We start from the raw sequence: 20938 nt of genomic DNA, 5'->3' as shown, positions 1-20938 counted from the left end.
GCTTTTTTTTGCTAAAGCTATAGCGCATATGTACCGATTTCTCGTACTTCCCCTGTGTTTGATCCTTGTGCTGTGTACAGCCTGTGATCGATCTGGCAGCTCCACGTCAGACGGTACCGTGATCAGGGTGCAGTTGGAAAACGCCAATGGACTGGCAGCCAATCTGGATCGCATCACCATCGGTGGCGAAAAGGAGATGCTGAAGAGTACGTCCATCGACGGAGACGGTTCCTTTAGCTTCACCTTCCCGCAGGGCCTAGAGGACGGGCTGTACCAGATCCGGGTGGGTGCACAGAAGGCCACCTTTGCCATCGAGGCTGAAGATCGGGAAATCGATATTACCGGTAAGGTCAGCACGTTCAGCAACTACGATGTGGAGGTGTCTGGAAGCGAAGCGGCGGCCGAATCGGTGCGTACCATCAACCGCATGCAGTCACTCTCCGGCCTGCCGGAACTGAAGGAGCTAGTCACCGAAGTAGAGAATCCCTATACCGCGGCCTTCGTAACGTTTAATGCCTTACTACGTGCCGGCGAGCAGGGGCTGCCTCTTCACGAAGCGGCCGTAGCCAGACTTCCCGAGGAGGCGGACAGCTATGCTACCTACAGTACATATGTTACCCAGCTCAAGCAGCAGATCGCATTCCAAAAATCACAGCAGCTGATCAAACCCGGTCAGCCCGCCCCCAATCTGGAGCTAAAGGATCCAGAGGGGAATACGGTGTCGCTGGCAGACCTGAAGGGACAGGTCGTGCTGCTGGACTTCTGGGCCGCCTGGTGTGCTCCGTGCCGACGGGAAAACCCCAACGTCGTCAAGGTATATGACCGGTACAAAGACAAGGGCTTCACGATCTATAGCGTGAGTTTGGATGGTGTACGCCCAGAACAGGCGGCGCGCTTCACCCCTGAAGAGCTGGCGGAAGCCACCGAAAATCAGCGCAAGAAGTGGGTGAACGCCATTGCCGAGGATGGGCTCAGCTGGCCTCACCACGGCAGCGAACTGTTGTCCTGGGGTGGGGAGGCTTCGGCGAAGTACGGGGTACAGGCCATACCCGCTACCTTTCTGATCGACCGGGAAGGGAATATCGCCGAGATCGGACTGCGGGGTGCAGCATCCATCGAACAGGCACTACAAAAAGTACTCTAAATCAGGGAAGTACCTGCTGCCAGTCGGACGGGGTAGAAGGTGCAGTCCAAGTGAAATTTTTCCCGATACCGCTGCTCAAGCACCGCTTGTACATCTTCTAGTCTATCCGAATAGACCAGGTTGAGGGTACATCCACCGAACCCTCCCCCCATCATACGGGCCCCGGCTACGCCAGACAGGGCAATGGCTTGCGACTGGAGAAAATCCAGTTCCGGGCAACTCACTTCGTATTCGTCGCGGAGTCCCACATGCGAGGCATTGAGTAGGCGGCCGAACTCGACGGCGCTGCCGGCTTCCAGCGCGGTGACGGCTGCACGTACCCGGTCGTTTTCCGCGACCACGTAGCGGGCACGTTCAAAAGCTACCTTAGATAGAGATTCTTTAATCGCGTCAAGCTGTCCCAGGGTGGCAGCGCTGAGGTGCGTCACGGAGGGGTAAGTGTTCCGCACCGCCTCTAGGGCTTGCTCACACTCCGTCACCCGCCGAGCGTAGGCTCCATCACTGTTGTCGTGGGTCACCATGGAATTCACCAATAAGAAGCTATAGGTATTGAGGCCGTTCTTGACGGGCTCGAATGCCAGGGTAGCGCAGTTCAGCACGATCGGACCGGTAGCCAGGCCGTTCAGGCTGGCAAACTGATCCATGATCCCCGATGGGATCTGGAGGAACGTATTGCTGGAGCGCTTACAGAGCTGCGCCAGTTCGGGTCGGCTCAGCTGGGTACCTAGTAGTATATTGAGTAGAAAGGCCATACCGCCTTCCAGTGCAGCGCTGCTGCTTACGCCAGCACCGTTGGGTAGATCTCCGCCAAATACGATCTCTAGTCCCGGGAGAAATTGTCCCTGATCCTGAAACTGTACGCCGATGCCGGCTAGATAATCCACCCACTGCCGACCTGTGCGCCCCGCGATGGGTAGCGGTAAGACGGTGGTCTGGTCGAGGTCAACGGCGTGCAGGCGCCACTCCGGCGTATCCAGGGGGCGTGCGGCGAAGTAAATGGCCTTGTCGATAGAGGCGGGCATCACCAGCCCACCGGTATAGTCGATGTGTTCCCCGATCAGGTTGATGCGGCCGGGGGAGCGGACAAGGTGTGTCCACCGGTCGGCTTGCTCACCGGTCAAGTTCTTCAGGTACGTACGGAGGTGGGGGGGGAGTTCAACCTTCACCTTCGTCCATCGTGTGGAACACATTGGCCACATCATCGTCCTCTTCGAGCATATCGATGAGTTTGATGACGGCTTCGGCCTCTTCGTCGGATACGGTCTTGGTGTGGCTTGGAATGCGGACTAGTTCAGCGTTGTCGACCTCGATCTTTCGTCGCTCCAGCTCCTGCTGGAAGGTGCCAAAGTCTTCGAATGCGGTGTAGAATACTACCTCATCTTCATCCTGTTCGATGCTGTCGAGTCCGGCGTCAATGAGTTCTAATTCGAGTTCTTCCAGGTCGTCGCTGATGTCAGACTGCTTGACCCTGAACTGTCCCTTGCGGGAGAACATGTAGTCAACCGAGCCATTGACGCCCATGCTGCCCCCGTACTTGGAGAAGACGTGGCGAATGTTGGCTACGGTGCGATTGTTATTGTCGGAAGTGGCCTCGACCAGGATGGCGATACCGTGGGGGCCGTAGCCCTCGAAGGTCACCTCGTCGTAGTTGGTTGCGTCTTTATCCGTTGCGCGCTTGATGGCGGCGTCGACGTTTGCCTTCGGCATATTGACTGCCTTGGAGTTGGCGATCGCTAAGCGGAGACGGGGATTGTAGTCGGGGTCTGGTCCACCTTCCTTGATGGCAATATTGATCTCCCGGCCTACCTTGGTAAACGCCTTGGCCATGCCGGCCCAGCGTTTCATCTTGCGGGCCTTCCGGTATTCAAATGCACGTCCCATACTAGTCTTTGGTTTGTCGCAAATATAGCTAGCCCGGGGTCGCTAAAGGTGGACTACCCTACATGCTCACGAATTCCACCACTTCCAAGCCGTAGCCTTCCAGGCCGATCCGATTCTTAGGTGCATTACTGAGTACGCGCAGCTTAGAAACACCGAGATCGCGGAGGATCTGAGCCCCGATACCGAAGTCGCGTTGCTCCTCACTACGTGGCTCGGAAGGTTTGATCGTCTTGCCGTCCTGCATGCGGCTCTTCAGTAGCCGCAGACCGGAGATAATATCGTTAGCGTCTTGATGGGGGCGCATGAAAAGCAGTACCCCCTTACCTGCCTCGGAGATCTTTTCCAGGGGGCCGTGCAGTCCGGTACTGTAGCCGCTCAGCAGACTGTGCAGCAGATCACGGCTACTGGTACTGCTGTGCACGCGGGTCAACACGGGCTCGTCCGGAAGCCACTCGCCGTGGGTGAGGGCCAGGTGCACGTCGTCATTGGTGGTCTGCCGGTAGGCAGTCAGGCGGAAGGGGCCGTAACGGGTATCCAGATCCATGGTGAATTCCGCATCAACCAGTCGTTCGGTGCGCAGGCGGTAGGCCACCAGATCCTCGATGGTGATGATCTTGAGCTGGTGTTCGTCGGCCAGTTCGATGAGGTCGGGCAGGCGGGCCATGGTACCGTCTGGCTTGAGAATTTCTACTACGACGCCGGCGGGGAAAAGGTTAGCCATACGGGCCAGATCGACAGCTGCTTCCGTATGTCCGGTGCGCCGGAGAACGCCGCCCTTCACGGCCCGGAGTGGGAACACGTGGCCCGGCCGTGCGAAGTCGGTGGCCCGCGCGCTTTGCTCGGTAAGCCGCCGGATACACGTAGCGCGGTCGTAGCTGCTGATGCCCGTCGTGCAGCCGTGACCGATGAGGTCGATGCTGACCGAGAAGGCGGTCTCGTGGATGTCGGTGTTGGTGCTCACCATCATCGGTAGGTCCAGTGCGTCGGCGCGCTGCTCCTCGATGGGGGTGCAGATCAGACCCCGGCCATGGGTAGCCATGAAGGTGATAATGTCCGGCGTGACGCGTTCGGCCGCACAGATAAAGTCACCTTCATTCTCCCGGTCCTCATCGTCGACGACAATGATAATTTTACCGGCGCGGATGTCGGCAATAGCCTCCTCGATGGTGTTGAGCTTGGCGCGAATCTCACTGCGCGCTATCGTTTGGGGGTCGGTAAGAAGGTTGCCAGACATTGGTCTTGATTCCGGTGAGGTAGCGCACGAAACCCACCAGTAGGGCGGCGTTCATGGCCATGAAATAATGGAGGTTGCGCAGCAGACCGACGTGTAGACCCAGCCTACCGAGCACTAGGTCAAGTACTATGGTACTTAATGCTATACCTCCGGCTGTTTTCAACAGAAGGCCGGCCCAATAGTTGCCCCCAGCCTGCCAGAGCAGCAGTAGGCACAGCACCGCCAGGCATACGAACAGAGGAGTGAGCCAGCGCAACACCTTATGGCAGAAAAAGGCGTAGGCCAGTGCGTTCTGCGTAGGGGGCCACCAGAGATCCTGAAAGCGCAGCAGGTTCTGCCAGTTGCCGCTTCCGATGCGGACCTTGCGGCGAAACTCATGGGGCAGACGCTGTCCGACCCCTTCGAGCACGACGGCCCGGTCGCTGCTGTATCCCCTCCATCCAGCCCGGTAGGCGGACATGCAGAGGAAAAAGTCGTCAACCAGGAAGTTGTCCGGTACTGCTGTGTAGGCCGCCGCCCGGATCGCCCAGCACCCGCCAAATGGACCGATGAAGTAGCCTGTGTCGTGGCTCTCCGCCTGTTTGAGGTGCACCTCCTGGTTAATGTACCTGTCCTCCGATCGGCCGATACCGTCTACCGTCATGCCCGTATGAACGACCCGTGAATCCACGACTCCCAGCCCGGGATCGGCTACTAGCGGGCGCACCAGCTCGGTGATTGTATCGGGGCGCAGGAGCACGCTGGCATCCGTGAGGACGAATATACCCTCCGCACCCGCGGCGCCCGCCAAACGGTTGATGGTGGCGGGTTTGCCCGACCGTCGTGTATTGCGTGTGTGGGTGAACTGCCGCCGGGGCCCCGTAAACTCAAATGTGCGCAAGAGTTGGGGGGTGCGATCCGTGCTCTGATCATCGGCAACCATCAAGTGTAGCGGACCGCGGTAATCCTGAGCAGCCAGGGTGGCCAGTTTCTGTCCCAGCACCCGCTCCTCGTTGTGTACGGCCATGAGAATACGTACCGTCGGCCAATCTGTAATGGGGAGCTCGGGTTGCCGGGGTAGGGAAGACTGCCGTGCCTGCAGGGTGGTCCGCCAGGGGTAGAGCACGTAGGTATGCAGTACCGCGAGTACACAGACGCCGACCGTACCGATGAGCAGGAATTCCACGGTGTAAAGGTAATCGAGTAGTCACCGTAACTTGAGCGGGCTATGAGACGACTGCTCACCCTGCTATCTAGTGTACTGCTGCCGATCCTGCTGACCGCACAACCCGATCCGGATCAACGCTTTGCAGCCTTTGCGTATGCGGGTCCTAATTTTGCTCAGGTGGACGGGGACTACTACTCTGGCTACAACAAGTTTGGGATGCGCTTCGGCGTTGGTGCGCACGTACTGGGTACCCCCAAATGGTACACGAGCATCGGGCTGGGATTTGCGCAGGGTGGAGCCAGGCCGGGCCGCTCGGAGAAATACCGGCGCGGTAACTCAACGATCAACCTGAGAATCAATACGGTAGAAGTACCTCTGCTATTCAACTACAGGTTGGGGGATAAGACCGCCTACACGGCCAAGTCGAATTTCAAGCTTTACCGGTCCATCGTACTACACCTGGGCGTGGCGTTGAGCCGGGTGACCGGCACGTCCTTCAGCCGGACGGGCAGTGCCAATCAGCTACCAATCAAAGAGAACTTCGTAGCCGTGGAAGATAGTTTTGTCAATACGGATATGTACTGGATCTTCGGCGCTACGGTGCAGCTGACCAATACTACGGGGGTATACTTTCAACACGGAAAATCGGTATTCGGGCTATACCGACCGGGTGACGTAGGGCTGGAGCAGGTGTTGCCCCTGTACCCGTATTACCTTAATCTAGGGGTACGGTACGTCCTGTATTAGCAGGGTTGTGGTCCCGGGAACACTTGTGGGGAGACTGTGTTAGTCCAACACAAACTAATCTACACCAATCACATGGCAACCACCACAAACGAAACCAACACCTGGCCCGAGCTCGCGATCGGCCTTTTCGATAAGCTCACCGGTCGCGGTGCGGAGATCAGCTACGAGTTTGAAAACTTCGAGCTCGACGTTCCCAGCGGTACCAACAGCGAGCAGACGGCGAAGTGGAAGATGAACGGCACGCTGCGCGTGCGTACGTCGGACGACACCTCACGCAACGGAAATAAGAACGCGTAACGATGCTGGATGCCGCCTACGCCCTACTGGGCAACGTACTCGTCGATGCCGACCTGACCATCGATGCCCCGGGCGGAGGCCGCATCCGTTTGACGCACAGCCCCAGCGACGACCGGGTACTGCTCGTACAGTGTAGTGACGAATCGGCGCTCCTGGATACGTTTCAACTGGCGAGTCAGCTCGGCTTGGTACAATTCAACCCCCGTGCGTTGCGGCAACTCCGCAATCCTTTGCTTCAACAGGTGGACATCGTAGTAAACGACAAATTGCTACTCCGCTGGCCGTCCAATAAGCTACCACAGGTCAAGAGCCTGCGGGGCGTACTGAAGCTAATCCGGCAGCGACGGGGTTAATAGCCCTTAGCCTAGTACATCGACACAGTTGAGGTCTTGGAACGCCTGCTTGAGCCGCTCCACGAAGCTGACTTCCGCCTTGCGTACCCATACCCGGGGGTCGTAATTTTTCTTGTTGGGCTTGTCCGCACCGTCAGGATTGCCGATCTGTGCCTGTAGGTACTCGCGGTTGGCCGCTTCGTACTGCCGTACACCATCCCAGTAGGCCCACTGTAGATCGGTGTCGATATTCATTTTGATGGCTCCGTAGCTGATCGCTTCGCGAATATCCGCCTGGCTCGATCCGGAGCCGCCGTGGAAAACAAAGTGAATGGGGTCTTTATCTACTCCCAGCTTTTCCTTAGCGTACTCCTGGCTGTTTTTCAGGATCACCGGGCGCAGCTCCACATTACCGGGCTTGTATACTCCATGCACATTGCCAAAGGCAGCGGCTACGGTGAAGCGGTTACTGATCGCGCTCAACTTCTGGTAGCTTTCGAAAACTTCTTCCGGTTGGGTGTATAGCCGGTGACTTTCTACACCAGTGTTATCGACACCATCTTCCTCGCCACCCGTAACGCCGAGTTCGATTTCGATGGTCATGCCGATCTTGGCCATGCGTTCGAAATAGCGGCCACTGATCTCCAGGTTCTCTTCAAGGGGTTCCTCACTCAGGTCCAGCATGTGGCTGGAGTAGAGGGGAAAACCGCGCTTCGCGTAAAACTTCTCTCCGGCGTCGAGTAGTCCGTCGATCCAGGGGAGGAGCTTCTTTGCGCAGTGATCGGTATGCAGGATGACCGGTACACCGTAAGCCTCGGCCATGGTGTGCACGTGCATAGCACCACTTAGTCCGCCCGCAATAGAGGCCTGCTGCTGGCTGTTGTCGAGTCCCTTACCTGCGTAGAACTGTGCCCCCCCGTTGCTGAACTGAATGATCACGGGACTCTTCATCGCCTTGGCGGTTTCGAGCGTTGCATTCACCGTGCTGCTGCTGGTAACATTCACGGCCGGCAGAGCAAAATTATTTGCTTGCGCGTAGTTGAAGACTTCGGTGACCTCGTCGCCGTGAAGTACGCCGGAGCGGAAGGTAGGCTTTGCCATAAGTAGAAGGGGGATTAAGTGGAAGGGCAAAGAAACAAAAAGCTAGACAATGTAGTCCGTGCGCCCAGCCGGTATGATCCCCTTCTCTCGCCCATCCGCAAAAAAGTGAGCGACCGCCGCTCGCCCTTCCTCCCCGAGCGAACGGGTGTAGTCATTGACGTACAGGGCTATATGCTTCTGAATAACCTGCGCGTCCATCTCCTGCGCATGCGCTCGCACGTAGGACCTGCTAGCCTCCGGATGATCGAAGGCATACTGCACGGAACGGGCCAGCACCCGGTCAACGCGCTCCTGCACCTCCCGGGGTAAGTCGTTTCGCACCGCGATACCACCCAGTGGGATCGGCATACCGGTCGACTGCTCCCAATACTCACCGAGGTCAATAATCTTTGACAAGCCACGCGCGGCATAGGTGAACCGGTTCTCGTGGATCAGTAGCCCGGTGTCGTACTGTCCACTGAGCACAGCCTGCTCGATCTCGCTGAAGAGTAGCGGCGTTTTATGTACCACTTCCGGGTAAGCCAAACCGAGCAGGTAGTTCGCCGTTGTGTACTTGCCTGGAATAACAGCGGTAGTGCCGCTATTTACTCCTCCAAAGTTTTCTGTTTTTGCTCTTACTAACAATGGACCTACACCACGGCCTAGTGCACTGCCCGCATTTAATAGATTGTACTGCTCCAGTAAAAATCCTAGCGCGTGGTAGCTAAGTTTAGTGACCTCCAACTCCCCGCGAAACGCGCGCTGGTTCAGCTCTTCTACATCGGCAAGTGTTACGTCAAACGTCAGCCCTTCCGTATCGATCCGCTGGTGCACCAGGGCGTCGAAAATAAAGGTATCGTTCGGGCAGGGGCTAAAGCCAATACTCAGCCGGCGGGGCGCAGGTGCAATACTCATATAGAATGGCGGTGGTGGGTAGCGAAGAAATGCGTCCTGCCAGCTTAGCTGAACCTACCGGATAAGGTCGTTACTTCGCACGCCGGACGATCGATACTAAAGACACCCCTATGCAACTCCAGGTTCTCTACGAAGACAATCACCTCATCGCGGTCAATAAACCAGCTGGCTATCTGAGTCAGGGCGATGAGACGGGCGACCTAACCGTCATGGACCTGGCCAAGGAGTACATCAAGTTGCGCTACAATAAGCCCGGAGAGGTTTTCCTGGGGTCGATCCACCGTCTGGACCGCCCGGTCAGCGGGGTCATCCTCTTCGCCCGCACTTCTAAGGCACTCAGCCGTATGACGGAGCTCTTTCGCGAACGCAAGGTCACCAAGACCTACTGGGCCATCGTCACCGAACAGCCCAGCCCCATCGAGGGTAGGCTCACCGGCTTCATTTACAAGGACGCTAAGAAGAACGTGAGTAAGCTGCTGCCGAAGGCAAACAGCAATCGCCACCAAGGAGCTAAGCAAGCCGTGCTGGACTACCGACTACTCGGGCGTATCGGCACGAATGTTCTGCTGGAAGTAAAGCCGCTCACCGGTCGGCCGCATCAGATTCGCGTACAGCTGGCGCAGCAGTTAGACTGCCCCATCCGTGGCGACCTAAAGTATGGTTTTCGTCAGGCCAACGAAGACGGTAATATCAATCTACACAGTCGGACGCTGGAATTCCTCCACCCGGTCAAAAAGGAGCACGTAAAGATCGTAGCCGAGCCTCCCCGTCGCGACCAGCTCTGGCAATTGTTCCAGGGTATCGAGTAACCCAGCGCACGCTAAAGTCCAGTACTGCGTGCCGCTGCCAGGGGATCGCTATCCCGTAGCAAGCGCAGTGCTTCCTGCACCACGTCGTCCTCCTGATTGTACACGACGAAATAGGCAGAGGAGTCGAATAGCTGCCGTGCCAGTCGTGCGCGAAAGAACAGTCCGAGCTCCTTGCGCAGGGTAGGGGAGAGGGTGTTTGCACGGTCAGGGTAATCATCGTCTGCTAGCGCCTGTAAGTCTGCGATGACGGCGGTCATATCGGGTCGAAACTGACGAGTAAAGTCCTCTAGCGATGCGTATGCACCCAAGTCAGCATGTTCGCGTACGTAGGTAAACACGTAGGCCGGTACCTGCTGCCGGAGCTTCAGGAATGGTTCGGCGCTCAGGCTACTATCCAGTGCTACAAAGTAATCCGGCGTGATTCCCCCACCGCCGAATACCGGATGCCCATTGTCCGTATAGTACGTCAGGGAGCTATCCACGGCAGCGGCGGTGCGACCCGTCAGCTCACCACTAGCGTAGCGGCGGCCCAGGTCGCCCCGGTAGTCTTCCTCACCATTGTAACTGCGCTGGATGCTTCGATCGCTGGGTGTATAGTAGCGGGCTACGGTCAGGCGCAGTGCTCCACCGTCGCCGAGGGGGTACTGCTCCTGTACCAGTCCCTTGCCGAACGTGCGCCTGCCCACCACGATACCGCGGTCGTGATCCTGGACGGCACCGGCTACGATCTCGCTGGCACTGGCCGAGCCGCCATCGACCAGGATGGCTACGTTCTGGATGTTGTACCTGGCCCGGCCACTACTCTTGTAGGGCTGTCGGCTAGAGCTACGCCCCTCGGTGTATACCAGCAGTACGCCGCGCTCTACGAACAGCTCACTGAGCAGTTTGGTCGCCTCCTGTAGGTAGCCTCCGGGGTTGCCGCGTAAATCGAGTATAAGGTGTTTGGCCTGCGCCTCCTCCAGGTGTTCTTCCAGGGCGGCCATGAACTCGGAATAGGTCGTCTTGCTGAAGCGGTTGATCCGCACATACGCGATATCCGGATCGATGGTGTAGGCAGCATCCACACTTGTCAGCGGGATACTGGCCCGACCAATCACGAAGGGTAGCAGGTCGCTGGACTGATCGCGCCGCACTCGAATAGTTACTTCCGTCCCCTCCGGACCCTGCATCAGACTGGCGGGATCGATGTCCTTGGCCAGTACGCCGGTCACGAGGCTGTCGCCGACGTAGATCACTTGGTCGCCGGAGCGGACGCCAGCCGCATCTGATGGGCCGCCGGACAGCGCACTTACCACCGTGATGGTATCGTCAATCACCAGGTATTCAATACCGATGCCTTTGAAATTGCCCTCCATATTATCGTTGAGGGCCTGTAGCTCATCGGGTGCGATGTAACTGCTGTGGGGATCAAGATCCGCGAGTACCGCCTCGATGGCGGTGCGGGTGAGCTGCTCCTGATCGGGCTCGTCCACGTAGCGGGCATCTACGTAGCCCAGCACCTGTTCTACCCGACCGCCCTTACCGCCCGGCCCGGTACCACTTCCACTCACCGAGAGCAGTGGCCCGTCGCTCTGGAGCAGGTAGCCGATCAGTAGGCCGCTGGCGAGTAGCAGACTGTACACCAGGGGAGTCCAAATAGAGGCGGTCCGTTCATTCATACGCAGGCTGAATGTACGAACATGGTCCTAAGTTTAGCCCTCCCCGCCTTAGTTTGGCTATTTTGGCGCCGCACCCCTCCGACCGCCCATGACAGCCTTTGCCCTCGCCCATAGCTCCGAAGATCAACAAGCCGTTCACGTACTGACTGGCTCGCTGGAAGGTGGACCGGTGCCCGTCCTGTTATCGATAGGACGTGAGAACGACGGTCCTTCCCTCCGGGAGCAACTGGCCGTTGTCGGCGGTCCGGCGGTTCTGTTCCTAACCCCATCCTTCCTTACTAATCCGAACTGTCTGCAAGAGCTTGATGGCGTACTTAAGGAACGGCAGTTATTTGTAGTCAGCCAGGGGGTGCAGCTAGCGCACCGGGGCGATCGCCTGCGGTACCTCAGCCACTGGCAGGATCGGTACATCGACCTGCGGCGGGGGCTGCAAACCCACGGGGAAGCCGAACAGGCTGACTTCGACCGCTACCTGCAAAAGATCCGCGAGGTGAGCATTGCGGTGCCCGCACTCCTGGACGCGCTGGCCGAACTACCGCAGCTAAGCTGGGAGGAGGAATCCACTGATCTGGGCTCACTTACTACGTTTCTACTTGCACCTGCACCTGCGTCCTCGCCCACCGGGAACGCAAGCGCGGAGCCAGCTACTACACCTGATCCACTACCGCTTAGCGCTGCATCCGTTGGCGAATCGATCTCCACGGCCTGGAAGGTGTATGATCGCGGGGATACCGCCGACGCGCTCGCTGGACTAAAGCAAGCCGTCGAACTACAGGCGGAGGACACCGAACTGCGCTACAACTATGCCCTGATGCTGGCGCTGCTACAGCCAGACGGGCGGGAAGCGCGGGTGCAATTGGATGAGCTGCTGGACGACGATCCCTACCATCCTGACGCGCTCTATCTGAGTGGAGAGTTGTACGTCACCAACCAACAGCGGGAGCGCGGGCGCAATGACTGGGAACGGCTGTATGAATTTGCCCCGGACTACCCCCAGCTGGCGGAGCAGCTCGGTGTGCTGTACGCCGATCACTACCCGGCGGAGCTGGACGCTACGCTGGGCTATCTGTCCACGGCCGAGAGCAGTGGCAACCTTACACCAGCCGGCTATTATACCTACGCCCAGGTACTCCAGCGAGCGGGGCGCCCCGACGCGGTACGGACCATGTTACACCAGTGTGTAGATCGGGATGCCGACTTCGCTCCGGCCTACTACCAGCTGGCTACCATGGCCCACGCAGCTGGTGAAGCTGCGGAAGCTCGCCTGCAATTCAATCGGGCGAAGAGGTTGGAGCCCGCCTACGCCACGGCGGCAAATCTGGCTGCGTTCGCCGAGCCAAGCGTAGCGCCCACACCGACCACCCAACAGCCTATAAAGAAACAGCCTCCCATCGAGCGCCCCGAATCGGTAGTGGAGGTCGTCAAGCCCCTGGAGAAGGTCGTGCTAATTTCCGGTGCAACGAGTGGTATCGGACTGGCTACGGCACGCCGGCTGGCGCGGGACGGTTACCGGCTGATCTTGCTCGCACGCCGTAAGGAACGGCTCGATCAGCTGGCGCAGGAGTTACAACAGGCGCACGGCAGTCGCACGCACCTGATCCAACTGGATGTTACGGATCGCGACGGGGTAGGGGAGCTTACCGCTCAGCTACCCGCCGAGTGGCAGGAGATCGACGTACTACTGAATAATGCCGGAAAGGCCAAGGGATTCGACCCCATCCACACCGGTGATCTCGACCACTGGGATGAGATGATCGATGTCAACCTGCGGGGGCTGCTGTACCTGACCCGGGCGGTCACTCCCGGTATGGTCGCACGTGGGCGGGGAACGGTGATCAATGTGGCCAGTACGGCGGGTAAGGAGGTATACCCTAATGGGAATGTATACTGCGCTACCAAGCATGCCGTTGATGCGCTGACCTACGCGATGCGACTGGATCTGGTCAAGCACGGGATCCGGGTAGGTCAGATCTGTCCGGCCCACGTAGAGGAGACCGAGTTTGCCGTCGTGCGCTTTGATGGGGATAGAGAACGCGCAAAAATCTACGAGGATTTTCAGCCCCTGCGTGCTACCGACGTGGCCGAGGCAATCGCGTTCATGATCAACCAGCCTCCGCACGTCAACATCATGGACATGGTGCTGCAGGGCACGCAGCAGGCCAGCTCTACCGTCGTGGACCGCAGTGGCCGCGACCGGTTCCCGATCGACTAAGCAAACTTATTTATGGAAGGACCTTATTTTATCGTCATCGAGGGACTAGACGGTAGCGGCAAGACTACCCAGATCGGGCACCTGCGCGATTACTTTCAGTCGCGGGGAGAAGCCTGCTACATCACGGCGGAACCAACGGAGCTTCCGACTGGCCGCTTCATTCGGAAGGTGCTGCGGGGGGAGGAAGTGGTCGATCCGCGCACCCTGGCCGCCCTCTTCGCCGCCGATCGTATCGAGCACTTATTTCACGCCGAGCATGGTATCCTTGCCAAACTCGCGGCGGGGTACCATGTGATCAGCAGTCGCTATTACTTCAGTAGCCTGGCGTACCAGCGAGAGCGGGTCGATCCGGCCTGGGTCGCCAGTCTAAATCGGCTAGCCAAAGTGACGCTACCGGCGGATCTAACGATCTTCCTTGACCTGGATCCGGACGTGAGCATGAGGCGCATCAGCGCACGGGCGGAAGGCACGGAACTCTTCGAAACGGTCGATAAGCTTCGGCAGGTACGGAAGGATTTCAAACAGGCGTTTACCGACTTCGGTCAGGGGGAAAACATCAGCGTAGTGGATGCCTCCCGCCCACCGAACGAAGTAGCCGAGGCCATTGGGGCGCTAGTGAAGGGACTGTAATGACTTACTCATCTAAAATTTTCTTTTTATGATACACATAATTGATCATCGGTTCCTGTCAACGCCTCACTCCGTAGCCTCCTTCCTGATTAAAGACAATCAGGGGTATACATTGGTAGAATCCGGACCATACTCAACCCACGACACCTTACTAGCCGCACTGCAGGAGTTAGGTGTAACACCGAAGGAAGTACACACGCTGCTATTGACCCATATTCACTTCGATCACGCCGGAGCTGCCTGGTGGTGGGCCGCTCAGGGTACGCAGGTGTACGTGCACCCCCGGGGACTCAAGCATATGATCGATCCGGGCCGACTGTATCAATCGGCGCGACAGATCTACGGCGATCGGATGGAAGAGCTATGGGGTCAAATGAATCCCATTGACGCCGAGCGAATCACGGCCGTCGAGGATCGGCGAGTGCTGCAGATTGCCGGACACGACTGGACGGCCCACCATACCCCCGGTCATGCCAGTCACCACATCGCCTGGGAACTCGATGGGGAGGTATTTACCGGCGACGTCGGCGGCTGCCGCATTGAGCAGGGACCGGCCATACCACCACTACCACCACCCGATATCAACCGTGCCGCCTGGACCGAATCAATTGCCCGTCTACGTAGCCTCGGAGCCTCCGCCTTCTACCTGACACACTACGGAAGGGTGACCGATACCGATGCACACCTCACAGACCTACAGGATCGTCTGGGCCGCTACTTCGAATGGATCACACCTTACTACCGTGACGGTACCGAGGCTGCTACGATCGAGCCGCTGTTCAAGCGGTTTGTAACCGAGGAGCTGCGCGACCGGGGGGTAGGGGAGAACGATATGGCGGCTTACCTGGCGGCTAATCCGCCGTACATGAGTGTAGTGGGCATGCTACGCTGCTTGCAACTGGAAGATCGTAATGCTTAATGCATTCGGTCGCCCCGTACCTCCATCCCCTGCAGCAATTCTGCCTCGAAGGCCAAATATTCCTTCCAGCGTGTATCCACCCGGTCGCGCTCGAAGTACTTGCGGGCCAGTTCGATGAAAAGTACGTAGTGGCCAGCTTCGGCTACCATGAACTTATGGTACCAGGCCCGCAGCTCAGCGTCGGTGACGTATAGACTCATCAGCCGGAACCGTTCACAACTCCGGGCCTCGATGAGTGCGAAGATCAGCAGCCGTTCCAGGAGTGCATCGTCGCGTCCGCGCCCCTTGCGGGAGAAGTCAAGGAGACCGTTTACGTACTCGTCCTTTCGCTGCCGGCCCAGCTTGAGTCCGCGCCGGTCCAGTTCGGCCAGCACGGCACGGAAGTGTCCCCACTCCTCAGTCACGATGGGGGCCAGCTCTCGTACCAACTCTTCCCGGTCCGGATAGCCCTGGATCAGGGAGATGCAGCTAGTGGCTGCTTTCTGCTCGCAGTACGCATGATCGGTCAGTATCTCTTCCAGGTCCATTTCCGCCAGATTGACCCACCGGGGATCGGTGGGCAACTGGAGGTTCAGCATCTGGACGGTAGCCGGGGTATGGGGTTGCATGCTAGCCTGGGTGCGGTGATTATACCCAGTATACCAGGGGAAGATCCTGAGCGTGGGGCATCATATCGTGACTGGGGCGCAGACGGAAGCCGTACTCGTATACACCCGCCAGGTGGGGATCGATAGAAATCGTGTAGGTAGCGGTACTATCCGTTTGCTCCTTCAGCTTAAAGGCCTGGGTACGCCGCAGCACGATCTTTTCCTCATTTACGCGCTGGTAGAACAGCGCTTCCAGCACCAGGTGGTCTGCTTCGATCCCGTTAGTCGCTAGTTTGAGTTCGGCGGAAAAGGGCTCGCCAACCGGTAGCGCATGGTTAACCGTGTCCAGCGTGTGGGTTTCGATGGTTTCGATGCCGTGCCATTTGTTGGCCGTATCCTCTTTCCAGGCGGCGTAGGACTTACCCGGCTGCATGTCGTCCTTGCGCACCGCGGCGGCACTCTTACCCAGCGGAAGGTAGAAGCGCTCGTAGTAGTCGTCCATCATCCGCTTCATCGTGAAGGTGGGGGCTACTTCGGCGATGATCTGCTTGACGTAGCTCATCCACTCCGCGCTTACGCCGTCCTCGTCGCGATTGAAGTAGGTGGGCACGATCTCATCCTCCAGGATGCTGTACATCGTCTCGGCATCCAGCTCATTCTGCATGTGCTGGTCGTCGTAGGTACGTTCCAGTGGTAGCGCCCAGCCAGCATCGGGGCGGTAGCCTTCGGCCCACCAACCATCGAGTACGCTGAAGTTGACCGAGCCATTTAGCGCGGCCTTCATTCCCGAGGTGCCGGATGCTTCCAGCGGACGGGTGGGGGTGTTCAGCCAGATATCTACCCCCTGGGTGAGCAGCTTGGCCATTTCCATATTGTAGTCCTCCAGGAAGATGATCTTGCCGGCGAAGTCGGGCTCCTTACTGATCTGTACGATCTGACGGATGAGATCCTGCCCCCCCTGATCGGCGGGGTGGGCCTTACCGGCGAAGAGGAACAGTACGGGCTGATCCTCCCGGTTGACGAGTTCGCGCAGGCGGTCGCGGTTAGTAAAGAGTAGGGTAGCGCGTTTGTAGGTGGCAAAGCGGCGGGCAAATCCGAGCACCAGGGACTTTTCGTTGATTTTGCTCAGTACGTCGAAGGTCATCCGGGGCGACTCACCGCGGCGGCGCATGTCGACCTGTAGTTTGGCCTTCACGTAGTCGAGTAGCCGCACTTTGAGCGTATGCCGGGTATCGGCCAGCACCTTGTTGTCGATCTTGTGGACGTTGCGCCAGATGTCCTTGTTGCTCTGATCGCGGACCCAGTCGTTGCCGAATTCGGTGGAGAACAGCTCGTGCATCGAGTCGGCGATCCAGCTGGGGTAGTGTACGGAGTTGGTCACGTATCCGATGTGTACCTCCTCGGCCGTGTACCCGGGGTAGAGGCTGGTGAACATCTCCTGGCTGACCTCCCCGTGGAGTTTCGATACGCCATTGACGCGCTGTGAGAGCCGTATCGACAGCTTGGACATGTTGAAGTCCTCCCCGGCATCATCGGGGTGTAACCGTCCTAGTGCCATGAAGTCACCCCACTCCAGCCCCAGGTCGGCTGCGTAGTTGTACAGGTAGCCCCGCATCAGGTACTCGGGGAAATGGTCGTGACCGGCGGGCACCGGCGTGTGGGTGGTGTACAGACTGGATGCGCGCACCATCTCGCGGGCCTCGGCGAAGCTTAGCCCAGCGGCGACGTAGTTCTTGAGGCGTTCCAGGGAAAGGAAGCCGGCGTGCCCCTCGTTGAGGTGATAGATATCGGGCTGCAGGCCCATCGCTTCGATGGCGCGTACCCCGCCGATCCCGAGTAGGATCTCTTGTTTGAGGCGGTGTTCGTTGTCACCCCCGTAGAGCATATGAGTCAGGGCCCGGTCGTCGGGTCCGTTATCCTCATGATCGGTATCGAGCAGGTACAGGTTGATCCGGCCGATGGCAAGGCTCCACACCTTAGCCTGCACGATGCGTCCCTGAATAGTCACGGGTACCTTCAGCCAGTTGCCGTCTTCGGCGCGTACGGGCTTGACGGGCAGCTGAGTAAATTTCTGGGCAGGGTAGTGGTGGATCTGATCCCCGTTCATGCTCAGGCCCTGGTTGAAGTAGCCGTAGCGGTAGAGGAGTCCGACCGCAAAGAGGTCAACGTTGCTGTCGCTGGCTTCCTTGAGGTAGTCACCGGCCAGCACGCCAAGACCGCCGCTGTAGAGCTTAAGGCTGATGTGGAGACCGTATTCCATGCTGAAGTAGGCTACCCGGGGCAGGTCTTTCTTCATGGGTTCGGCCAGATAGGCATCGAAGGCTTTTTCCGCCCGACGCAGCCGCTTCAGAAAGTCTTTGTCCGCCGCCAGCTCGTCCAGGCGGGCCGGCGCGAGTCCTTCCAGCAGGGCAACGGGATTATAGTTCAGCGCTACGAACTGCGCGGGGTCGATGCTGCGAAAGAGTTCGGCAACTTGCGGCATCCAGCTCCAGAGGATGTTATGGCTCATGCGGGAGAGGCCGGTGAGCTGCTCGGGCATCTGGTTTTTGATGAAGATGCGACGGAGCTTCATCTCTTGCTGAGCGGTGGCGAGCGTCATAGGTAACTGAGGTATTAGGAGCACCGGAAGTCCAGGAATGGCCGGGGGGCAGGTGCGGGTGTACGGAGAAGGGCGGCAAAAATGCGGCTTTTATTACGGAATAACAAGCAAGGCCCGCCTTCCTAACGGAAAGCGGGCCTGCTGTATTGAGTCGTTTTTACGACTAGTAAAGGTACTCAAGGGCTACTCGATCGTAGAAACCGAACTCGCCATCTTCGCCGGAGCTGAAGCAGGAGAGCATGACGGAATTAGCATCGTAGCCGGAGGGCGTACCGGGAATCTGTACTGCACCGGTGGAGCCGGCACTTTCGCCCGTTCCGTTGCAGCTTTCGCGGCTGAACCAATCCGTATGACGCAGGCCCATGCAGTGACCGATCTCGTGGGTGATCACGTGCTCGTTGGTATTGGTATCGTAGTTACTCATACCATCGTAGATCTGGACCCACTTGTAGGGACGGCCACCACTAGGGAAACCGGCTACACCACCGGCCCCGCTGTTGTCGGGATTGCGGTACACGACGATATCGGAATTAGTAGCCGTAGCGAAGCGTAGGGTGAACGTCTTGTTGGTATTGAGGGCATTGTAGTTGTTGACGGCCCACTGGAGTGCGGTGCGCATCTTGCTGGTCAGGGCGTTGCGGCCACCGGTGTAGCCGATGACGCTGATGTTGTTGTCAGACACGAGGTTGTTCGTGCGGTACTGCTTTTCCAGGGCGGCATCCATGGCACTCAGCTCGCGGAGTTGCGTCTTGGTCAGTGCGATATCGTCGTCCACCAGGTACATGGTTTCGGTAGTTCCGTCGGGACGGTCCATGATGATCATTCGGGCGTCAGCGAAGCGGGCCGAGTGGCCATCGACGTGTGCACGAATGGGCGCTTCGAAGCCCAGGTCGGCGACCTGCACCTGGCCGTCTTCGTTCTCGTCAACCAGGAAGCCGGTCGTGGTGGTGAGGGTCGGGACGGCCTCGGGAGCGAGGGCCTCGTCGGTACAGGAAGTGAATACACCGGCAGCAAGCACGGAGAAAAGTAGGATACGTGATGTCATACGATATGGGTTGATAGAATGAGACAAAATATGGATGAACTGAACGGGCACAGGCAGTCGGGTCGGACCCGGGCAATATGCCAGTCAGATTGAAAAAGCGAGTTGATCCGTCGGGGTGAAGTCCGTGGGAGGGGGGTAGTCCAGTTTTTGGCTACGGTATGGGTTAGTCCGGGTGTAAACGGAGCGGTTAAGGTGTTAAATTTTCATGGGGTGATCGCAAGGTAATACCCACGACGGGATTCACAAATATTTTGCATGGTATTTTCTTGCATGTATAAAATTTGTCCTGCTTACGGTTCTATGGCGTTGACAGCAATCCAAGAACCATGCAGACAGAATATCAGATGGTTCTGTGTGAAGAAGACTACCAGGCCAGTCGTCGAACCTGCGTCCCCGCCCGCTCTGTTGTGGAGGTATGAAACAACTCTTTCCACTGGCTACCCTTTGGGTGCTACTCTGCCTCCTCACCTCTTGTGCCTCCCGGGTTAGTGCCGACCAGAAGGACGCCCTGGCGCAGCAGGAGAGTGTGACCGTCCAAACTTCGGTAGGTCCACTGGAACTGCCTAGTCCGTATAGTACTCCCTCGGCCGTAAAGCAGAGTCAGATCGTGGACTGGCCCGCAGGGCGCACGCCGCAGGCACCGGAAGGCTTCACCGTGAGCCGCTACGCGGACGGACTGCAGCACCCACGCAGTACCTATATCTCTCCCGACGGCGAGACCTTCGTAGTCGAGAGCAATACCCGCAATAGCGCTAACCGCATCCTGCGCCTGATCGACACCGATGGAGATGGCCGCGTGGATGACCGGCAGGTGTTCGCTGATCAGCTTAATCAGCCCTTCGGTATGTTGCAACTGGACGGCTACTTCTACATCGCTAACACCGATGCGGTGTGGCGGTACCCCTACACGGAGGGGCAGCAGCGGCTCGACCAGGCTACCGGTGAACGCATCCTGGCTACCCCCCCACAGGGCTACAATAACCACTGGACGCGCAACCTGCTAGCCGCGGCGGATGGGTCTAAAATCTATGTGTCCGTGGGTAGTGGCAGCAACGTAGGTGAAAACGGTATGGAAGCCGAGACGAACCGCGCCACCATCCTGGAGATCGCACCCGACGGCAGCGGCATGCGGGAGTACGCCACGGGATTGCGTAACCCCGTGGGCATGGACTGGAACCCCGTCACCGGAGACCTCTGGACGGCCGTCAACGAGCGCGATAAACTCGGCGACGGACTAGTACCCGACTATGCCACCAGCGTACAGGAGGGCGGCTTCTATGGCTGGCCATACAGTTATTACGGTGGGCTGCCTGATCCCCGCTGGGCCGATGACCCCCATACTGTTTTGACTGCGCAGGCGATCGTACCCGACGTACCACTGGGTGCTCACACCGCCTCCCTGGGCCTGGTGTTCTATACCGAGGATGCCTTCCCGGCAAAGTACCGCAACGGGGCCTTCATCGGTCAGCACGGCAGCTGGAACCGCTCGAAGTTTGCTGGCTACAAGGTGGTGTTCATACCCTTTGATGCTAACGGACAGCCACAGCCCGCGGAGGACTTCCTGACCGGCTTCATCGCCGATGCGGACGCCGGGAAGGTTTGGGGGCGTCCCGTAGGCGTAAGTCAGACCCCGGCGGGAGACCTGCTGGTGTGTGACGACGATGCTGGAATCATCTGGCGCGTGTCGACCGCCAAGTAGTCG

At 58.4% G+C, this 20938-nt stretch carries 19 protein-coding genes; 9 read left to right on the top strand and 10 right to left on the bottom strand.

Annotated features, from left to right (window positions below; translation table 11 throughout):
• Nucleotides 1–28 precede the first annotated feature (28 nt).
• Nucleotides 29–1144: a redoxin domain-containing protein gene (locus MJQ68_RS07505; protein ID WP_238750413.1), complete on the top strand. Its 1116-nt coding sequence runs from the start codon at nucleotides 29–31 to the stop codon at nucleotides 1142–1144.
• On the opposite strand, the gene galK is transcribed toward MJQ68_RS07505, so the two are convergent.
• The 4 genes from galK to MJQ68_RS07485 are packed head-to-tail and all read right to left on the bottom strand — an operon-like array spanning nucleotide 1141 to nucleotide 5424.
• Nucleotides 1141–2310, bottom strand: coding sequence for a galactokinase (galK, locus tag MJQ68_RS07500; protein ID WP_238750412.1), 1170 nt, complete (start codon nucleotides 2308–2310; stop codon nucleotides 1141–1143). The two genes, MJQ68_RS07505 and galK, sit on opposite strands and share 4 nt — an antisense overlap.
• Nucleotides 2300–3025, bottom strand: a complete 726-nt coding sequence (locus MJQ68_RS07495; RefSeq protein ID WP_238750411.1) for a YebC/PmpR family DNA-binding transcriptional regulator — start codon at nucleotides 3023–3025, stop codon at nucleotides 2300–2302. The genes galK and MJQ68_RS07495 overlap by 11 nt, the downstream gene beginning before the upstream one ends.
• Nucleotides 3026–3083: 58 nt before the next feature.
• Complete coding sequence (gene ribB / locus MJQ68_RS07490; protein ID WP_238750410.1) at nucleotides 3084–4259, bottom strand: 3,4-dihydroxy-2-butanone-4-phosphate synthase; 1176 nt, start codon at nucleotides 4257–4259, stop codon at nucleotides 3084–3086.
• Nucleotides 4213–5424 (bottom strand): glycosyltransferase, encoded by a 1212-nt coding sequence (locus MJQ68_RS07485; RefSeq protein ID WP_238750409.1) that lies wholly within the window; start codon nucleotides 5422–5424, stop codon nucleotides 4213–4215. Before MJQ68_RS07485 ends, ribB begins: the two co-directional genes overlap by 47 nt.
• A gap of 42 nt (nucleotides 5425–5466) precedes the next feature.
• Between MJQ68_RS07485 and MJQ68_RS07480 the strand changes: the two genes are divergently transcribed.
• From MJQ68_RS07480 to MJQ68_RS07470, 3 genes are all read left to right on the top strand, one after another.
• A complete protein-coding gene (locus tag MJQ68_RS07480; RefSeq protein ID WP_238750408.1) occupies nucleotides 5467–6153 on the top strand; it encodes an outer membrane beta-barrel protein in 687 nt (228 codons plus the stop codon).
• A gap of 72 nt (nucleotides 6154–6225) precedes the next feature.
• Entirely contained in the window at nucleotides 6226–6450 is a 225-nt protein-coding gene (locus tag MJQ68_RS07475) for a hypothetical protein (RefSeq protein ID WP_238750407.1), read from the top strand.
• A gap of 2 nt (nucleotides 6451–6452) precedes the next feature.
• Nucleotides 6453–6803 (top strand): hypothetical protein, encoded by a 351-nt coding sequence (locus MJQ68_RS07470; RefSeq protein ID WP_238750406.1) that lies wholly within the window; start codon nucleotides 6453–6455, stop codon nucleotides 6801–6803.
• 6 nt (nucleotides 6804–6809) lie between these two features.
• Here MJQ68_RS07470 and fbaA read toward each other — a convergent pair whose 3' ends face one another.
• Nucleotides 6810–7883, bottom strand: coding sequence for a class II fructose-bisphosphate aldolase (gene fbaA, locus MJQ68_RS07465; protein ID WP_238750405.1), 1074 nt, complete (start codon nucleotides 7881–7883; stop codon nucleotides 6810–6812).
• A 42-nt stretch (nucleotides 7884–7925) separates the two neighbouring features.
• Nucleotides 7926–8777 (bottom strand): 1,4-dihydroxy-6-naphthoate synthase, encoded by an 852-nt coding sequence (locus MJQ68_RS07460; RefSeq protein WP_238750404.1) that lies wholly within the window; start codon nucleotides 8775–8777, stop codon nucleotides 7926–7928.
• Between the two features lie 110 nt (nucleotides 8778–8887).
• Between MJQ68_RS07460 and MJQ68_RS07455 the strand changes: the two genes are divergently transcribed.
• Entirely contained in the window at nucleotides 8888–9586 is a 699-nt protein-coding gene (locus MJQ68_RS07455; RefSeq protein WP_238750403.1) for an RluA family pseudouridine synthase, read from the top strand.
• Between the two features lie 11 nt (nucleotides 9587–9597).
• Here MJQ68_RS07455 and MJQ68_RS07450 read toward each other — a convergent pair whose 3' ends face one another.
• Complete coding sequence (locus tag MJQ68_RS07450; protein WP_238750402.1) at nucleotides 9598–11244, bottom strand: S41 family peptidase; 1647 nt, start codon at nucleotides 11242–11244, stop codon at nucleotides 9598–9600.
• A gap of 88 nt (nucleotides 11245–11332) precedes the next feature.
• On the opposite strand from MJQ68_RS07450, the gene MJQ68_RS07445 reads away from it, so the two are divergent.
• The 3 genes from MJQ68_RS07445 to MJQ68_RS07435 are packed head-to-tail and all read left to right on the top strand — an operon-like array spanning nucleotide 11333 to nucleotide 15005.
• Complete coding sequence (locus tag MJQ68_RS07445) at nucleotides 11333–13456, top strand: SDR family NAD(P)-dependent oxidoreductase (protein WP_238750401.1); 2124 nt, start codon at nucleotides 11333–11335, stop codon at nucleotides 13454–13456.
• A gap of 12 nt (nucleotides 13457–13468) precedes the next feature.
• Nucleotides 13469–14086 carry a dTMP kinase gene (tmk, locus tag MJQ68_RS07440; protein ID WP_238750400.1) on the top strand — a complete coding sequence of 206 codons (618 nt, stop codon included), beginning with the start codon at nucleotides 13469–13471 and terminating at the stop codon, nucleotides 14084–14086.
• Nucleotides 14087–14114: 28 nt separating this feature from the next.
• Entirely contained in the window at nucleotides 14115–15005 is an 891-nt protein-coding gene (locus MJQ68_RS07435; protein ID WP_238750399.1) for an MBL fold metallo-hydrolase, read from the top strand.
• Here MJQ68_RS07435 and miaE read toward each other — a convergent pair.
• From miaE to MJQ68_RS07420, 3 genes are all read right to left on the bottom strand, one after another.
• A complete protein-coding gene (miaE, locus tag MJQ68_RS07430) occupies nucleotides 15002–15613 on the bottom strand; it encodes a tRNA-(ms[2]io[6]A)-hydroxylase (protein WP_238750398.1) in 612 nt (203 codons plus the stop codon). The genes MJQ68_RS07435 and miaE overlap by 4 nt on opposite strands.
• A 19-nt stretch (nucleotides 15614–15632) precedes the next feature.
• On the bottom strand, nucleotides 15633–18191 hold the full coding sequence (gene glgP / locus MJQ68_RS07425) for an alpha-glucan family phosphorylase (protein WP_238750397.1): 2559 nt from the start codon (nucleotides 18189–18191) through the stop codon (nucleotides 15633–15635).
• A 163-nt stretch (nucleotides 18192–18354) separates the two neighbouring features.
• Complete coding sequence (locus tag MJQ68_RS07420) at nucleotides 18355–19236, bottom strand: M57 family metalloprotease (protein WP_238750396.1); 882 nt, start codon at nucleotides 19234–19236, stop codon at nucleotides 18355–18357.
• A gap of 415 nt (nucleotides 19237–19651) precedes the next feature.
• Here MJQ68_RS07420 and MJQ68_RS07415 point away from each other — a divergent pair, with 415 nt between their 5' ends.
• The gene (locus MJQ68_RS07415) at nucleotides 19652–20935 is read left to right on the top strand and encodes a PQQ-dependent sugar dehydrogenase (protein WP_238750395.1); all 1284 of its coding nucleotides are present in this window, start codon (nucleotides 19652–19654) and stop codon (nucleotides 20933–20935) included.
• The last annotated feature ends 3 nt before the right edge of the window (nucleotides 20936–20938 follow it).

The sequence above is a fragment of the Neolewinella maritima genome (assembly GCF_923081025.1).
Taxonomy (GTDB): Bacteria; Bacteroidota; Bacteroidia; order Chitinophagales; family Saprospiraceae; genus Neolewinella; species Neolewinella maritima.
This window is presented reverse-complemented; position numbering and strand designations above follow the sequence as displayed.

Excerpts from the sequence above, each read along its gene's own strand:
- MJQ68_RS07480 (WP_238750408.1), top strand. The coding sequence starts at position 5,467 with ATGAGACGACTGCTCACCCTGCTATCTAGTGTACTGCTGCCGATCCTG.
- fbaA (WP_238750405.1), bottom strand. The coding sequence starts at position 7,883 with ATGGCAAAGCCTACCTTCCGCTCCGGCGTACTTCACGGCGACGAGGTC.
- MJQ68_RS07455 (WP_238750403.1), top strand. The coding sequence starts at position 8,888 with ATGCAACTCCAGGTTCTCTACGAAGACAATCACCTCATCGCGGTCAAT.
- MJQ68_RS07470 (WP_238750406.1), top strand. The coding sequence starts at position 6,453 with ATGCTGGATGCCGCCTACGCCCTACTGGGCAACGTACTCGTCGATGCC.
- MJQ68_RS07415 (WP_238750395.1), top strand. The coding sequence starts at position 19,652 with ATGAAACAACTCTTTCCACTGGCTACCCTTTGGGTGCTACTCTGCCTC.
- MJQ68_RS07495 (WP_238750411.1), bottom strand. The coding sequence starts at position 3,025 with ATGGGACGTGCATTTGAATACCGGAAGGCCCGCAAGATGAAACGCTGG.
- miaE (WP_238750398.1), bottom strand. The coding sequence starts at position 15,613 with ATGCAACCCCATACCCCGGCTACCGTCCAGATGCTGAACCTCCAGTTG.
- MJQ68_RS07420 (WP_238750396.1), bottom strand. The coding sequence starts at position 19,236 with ATGACATCACGTATCCTACTTTTCTCCGTGCTTGCTGCCGGTGTATTC.
- MJQ68_RS07460 (WP_238750404.1), bottom strand. The coding sequence starts at position 8,777 with ATGAGTATTGCACCTGCGCCCCGCCGGCTGAGTATTGGCTTTAGCCCC.
- MJQ68_RS07450 (WP_238750402.1), bottom strand. The coding sequence starts at position 11,244 with ATGAATGAACGGACCGCCTCTATTTGGACTCCCCTGGTGTACAGTCTG.
- MJQ68_RS07505 (WP_238750413.1), top strand. The coding sequence starts at position 29 with ATGTACCGATTTCTCGTACTTCCCCTGTGTTTGATCCTTGTGCTGTGT.
- ribB (WP_238750410.1), bottom strand. The coding sequence starts at position 4,259 with ATGTCTGGCAACCTTCTTACCGACCCCCAAACGATAGCGCGCAGTGAG.
- MJQ68_RS07445 (WP_238750401.1), top strand. The coding sequence starts at position 11,333 with ATGACAGCCTTTGCCCTCGCCCATAGCTCCGAAGATCAACAAGCCGTT.
- tmk (WP_238750400.1), top strand. The coding sequence starts at position 13,469 with ATGGAAGGACCTTATTTTATCGTCATCGAGGGACTAGACGGTAGCGGC.
- MJQ68_RS07475 (WP_238750407.1), top strand. The coding sequence starts at position 6,226 with ATGGCAACCACCACAAACGAAACCAACACCTGGCCCGAGCTCGCGATC.
- glgP (WP_238750397.1), bottom strand. The coding sequence starts at position 18,191 with ATGACGCTCGCCACCGCTCAGCAAGAGATGAAGCTCCGTCGCATCTTC.
- MJQ68_RS07435 (WP_238750399.1), top strand. The coding sequence starts at position 14,115 with ATGATACACATAATTGATCATCGGTTCCTGTCAACGCCTCACTCCGTA.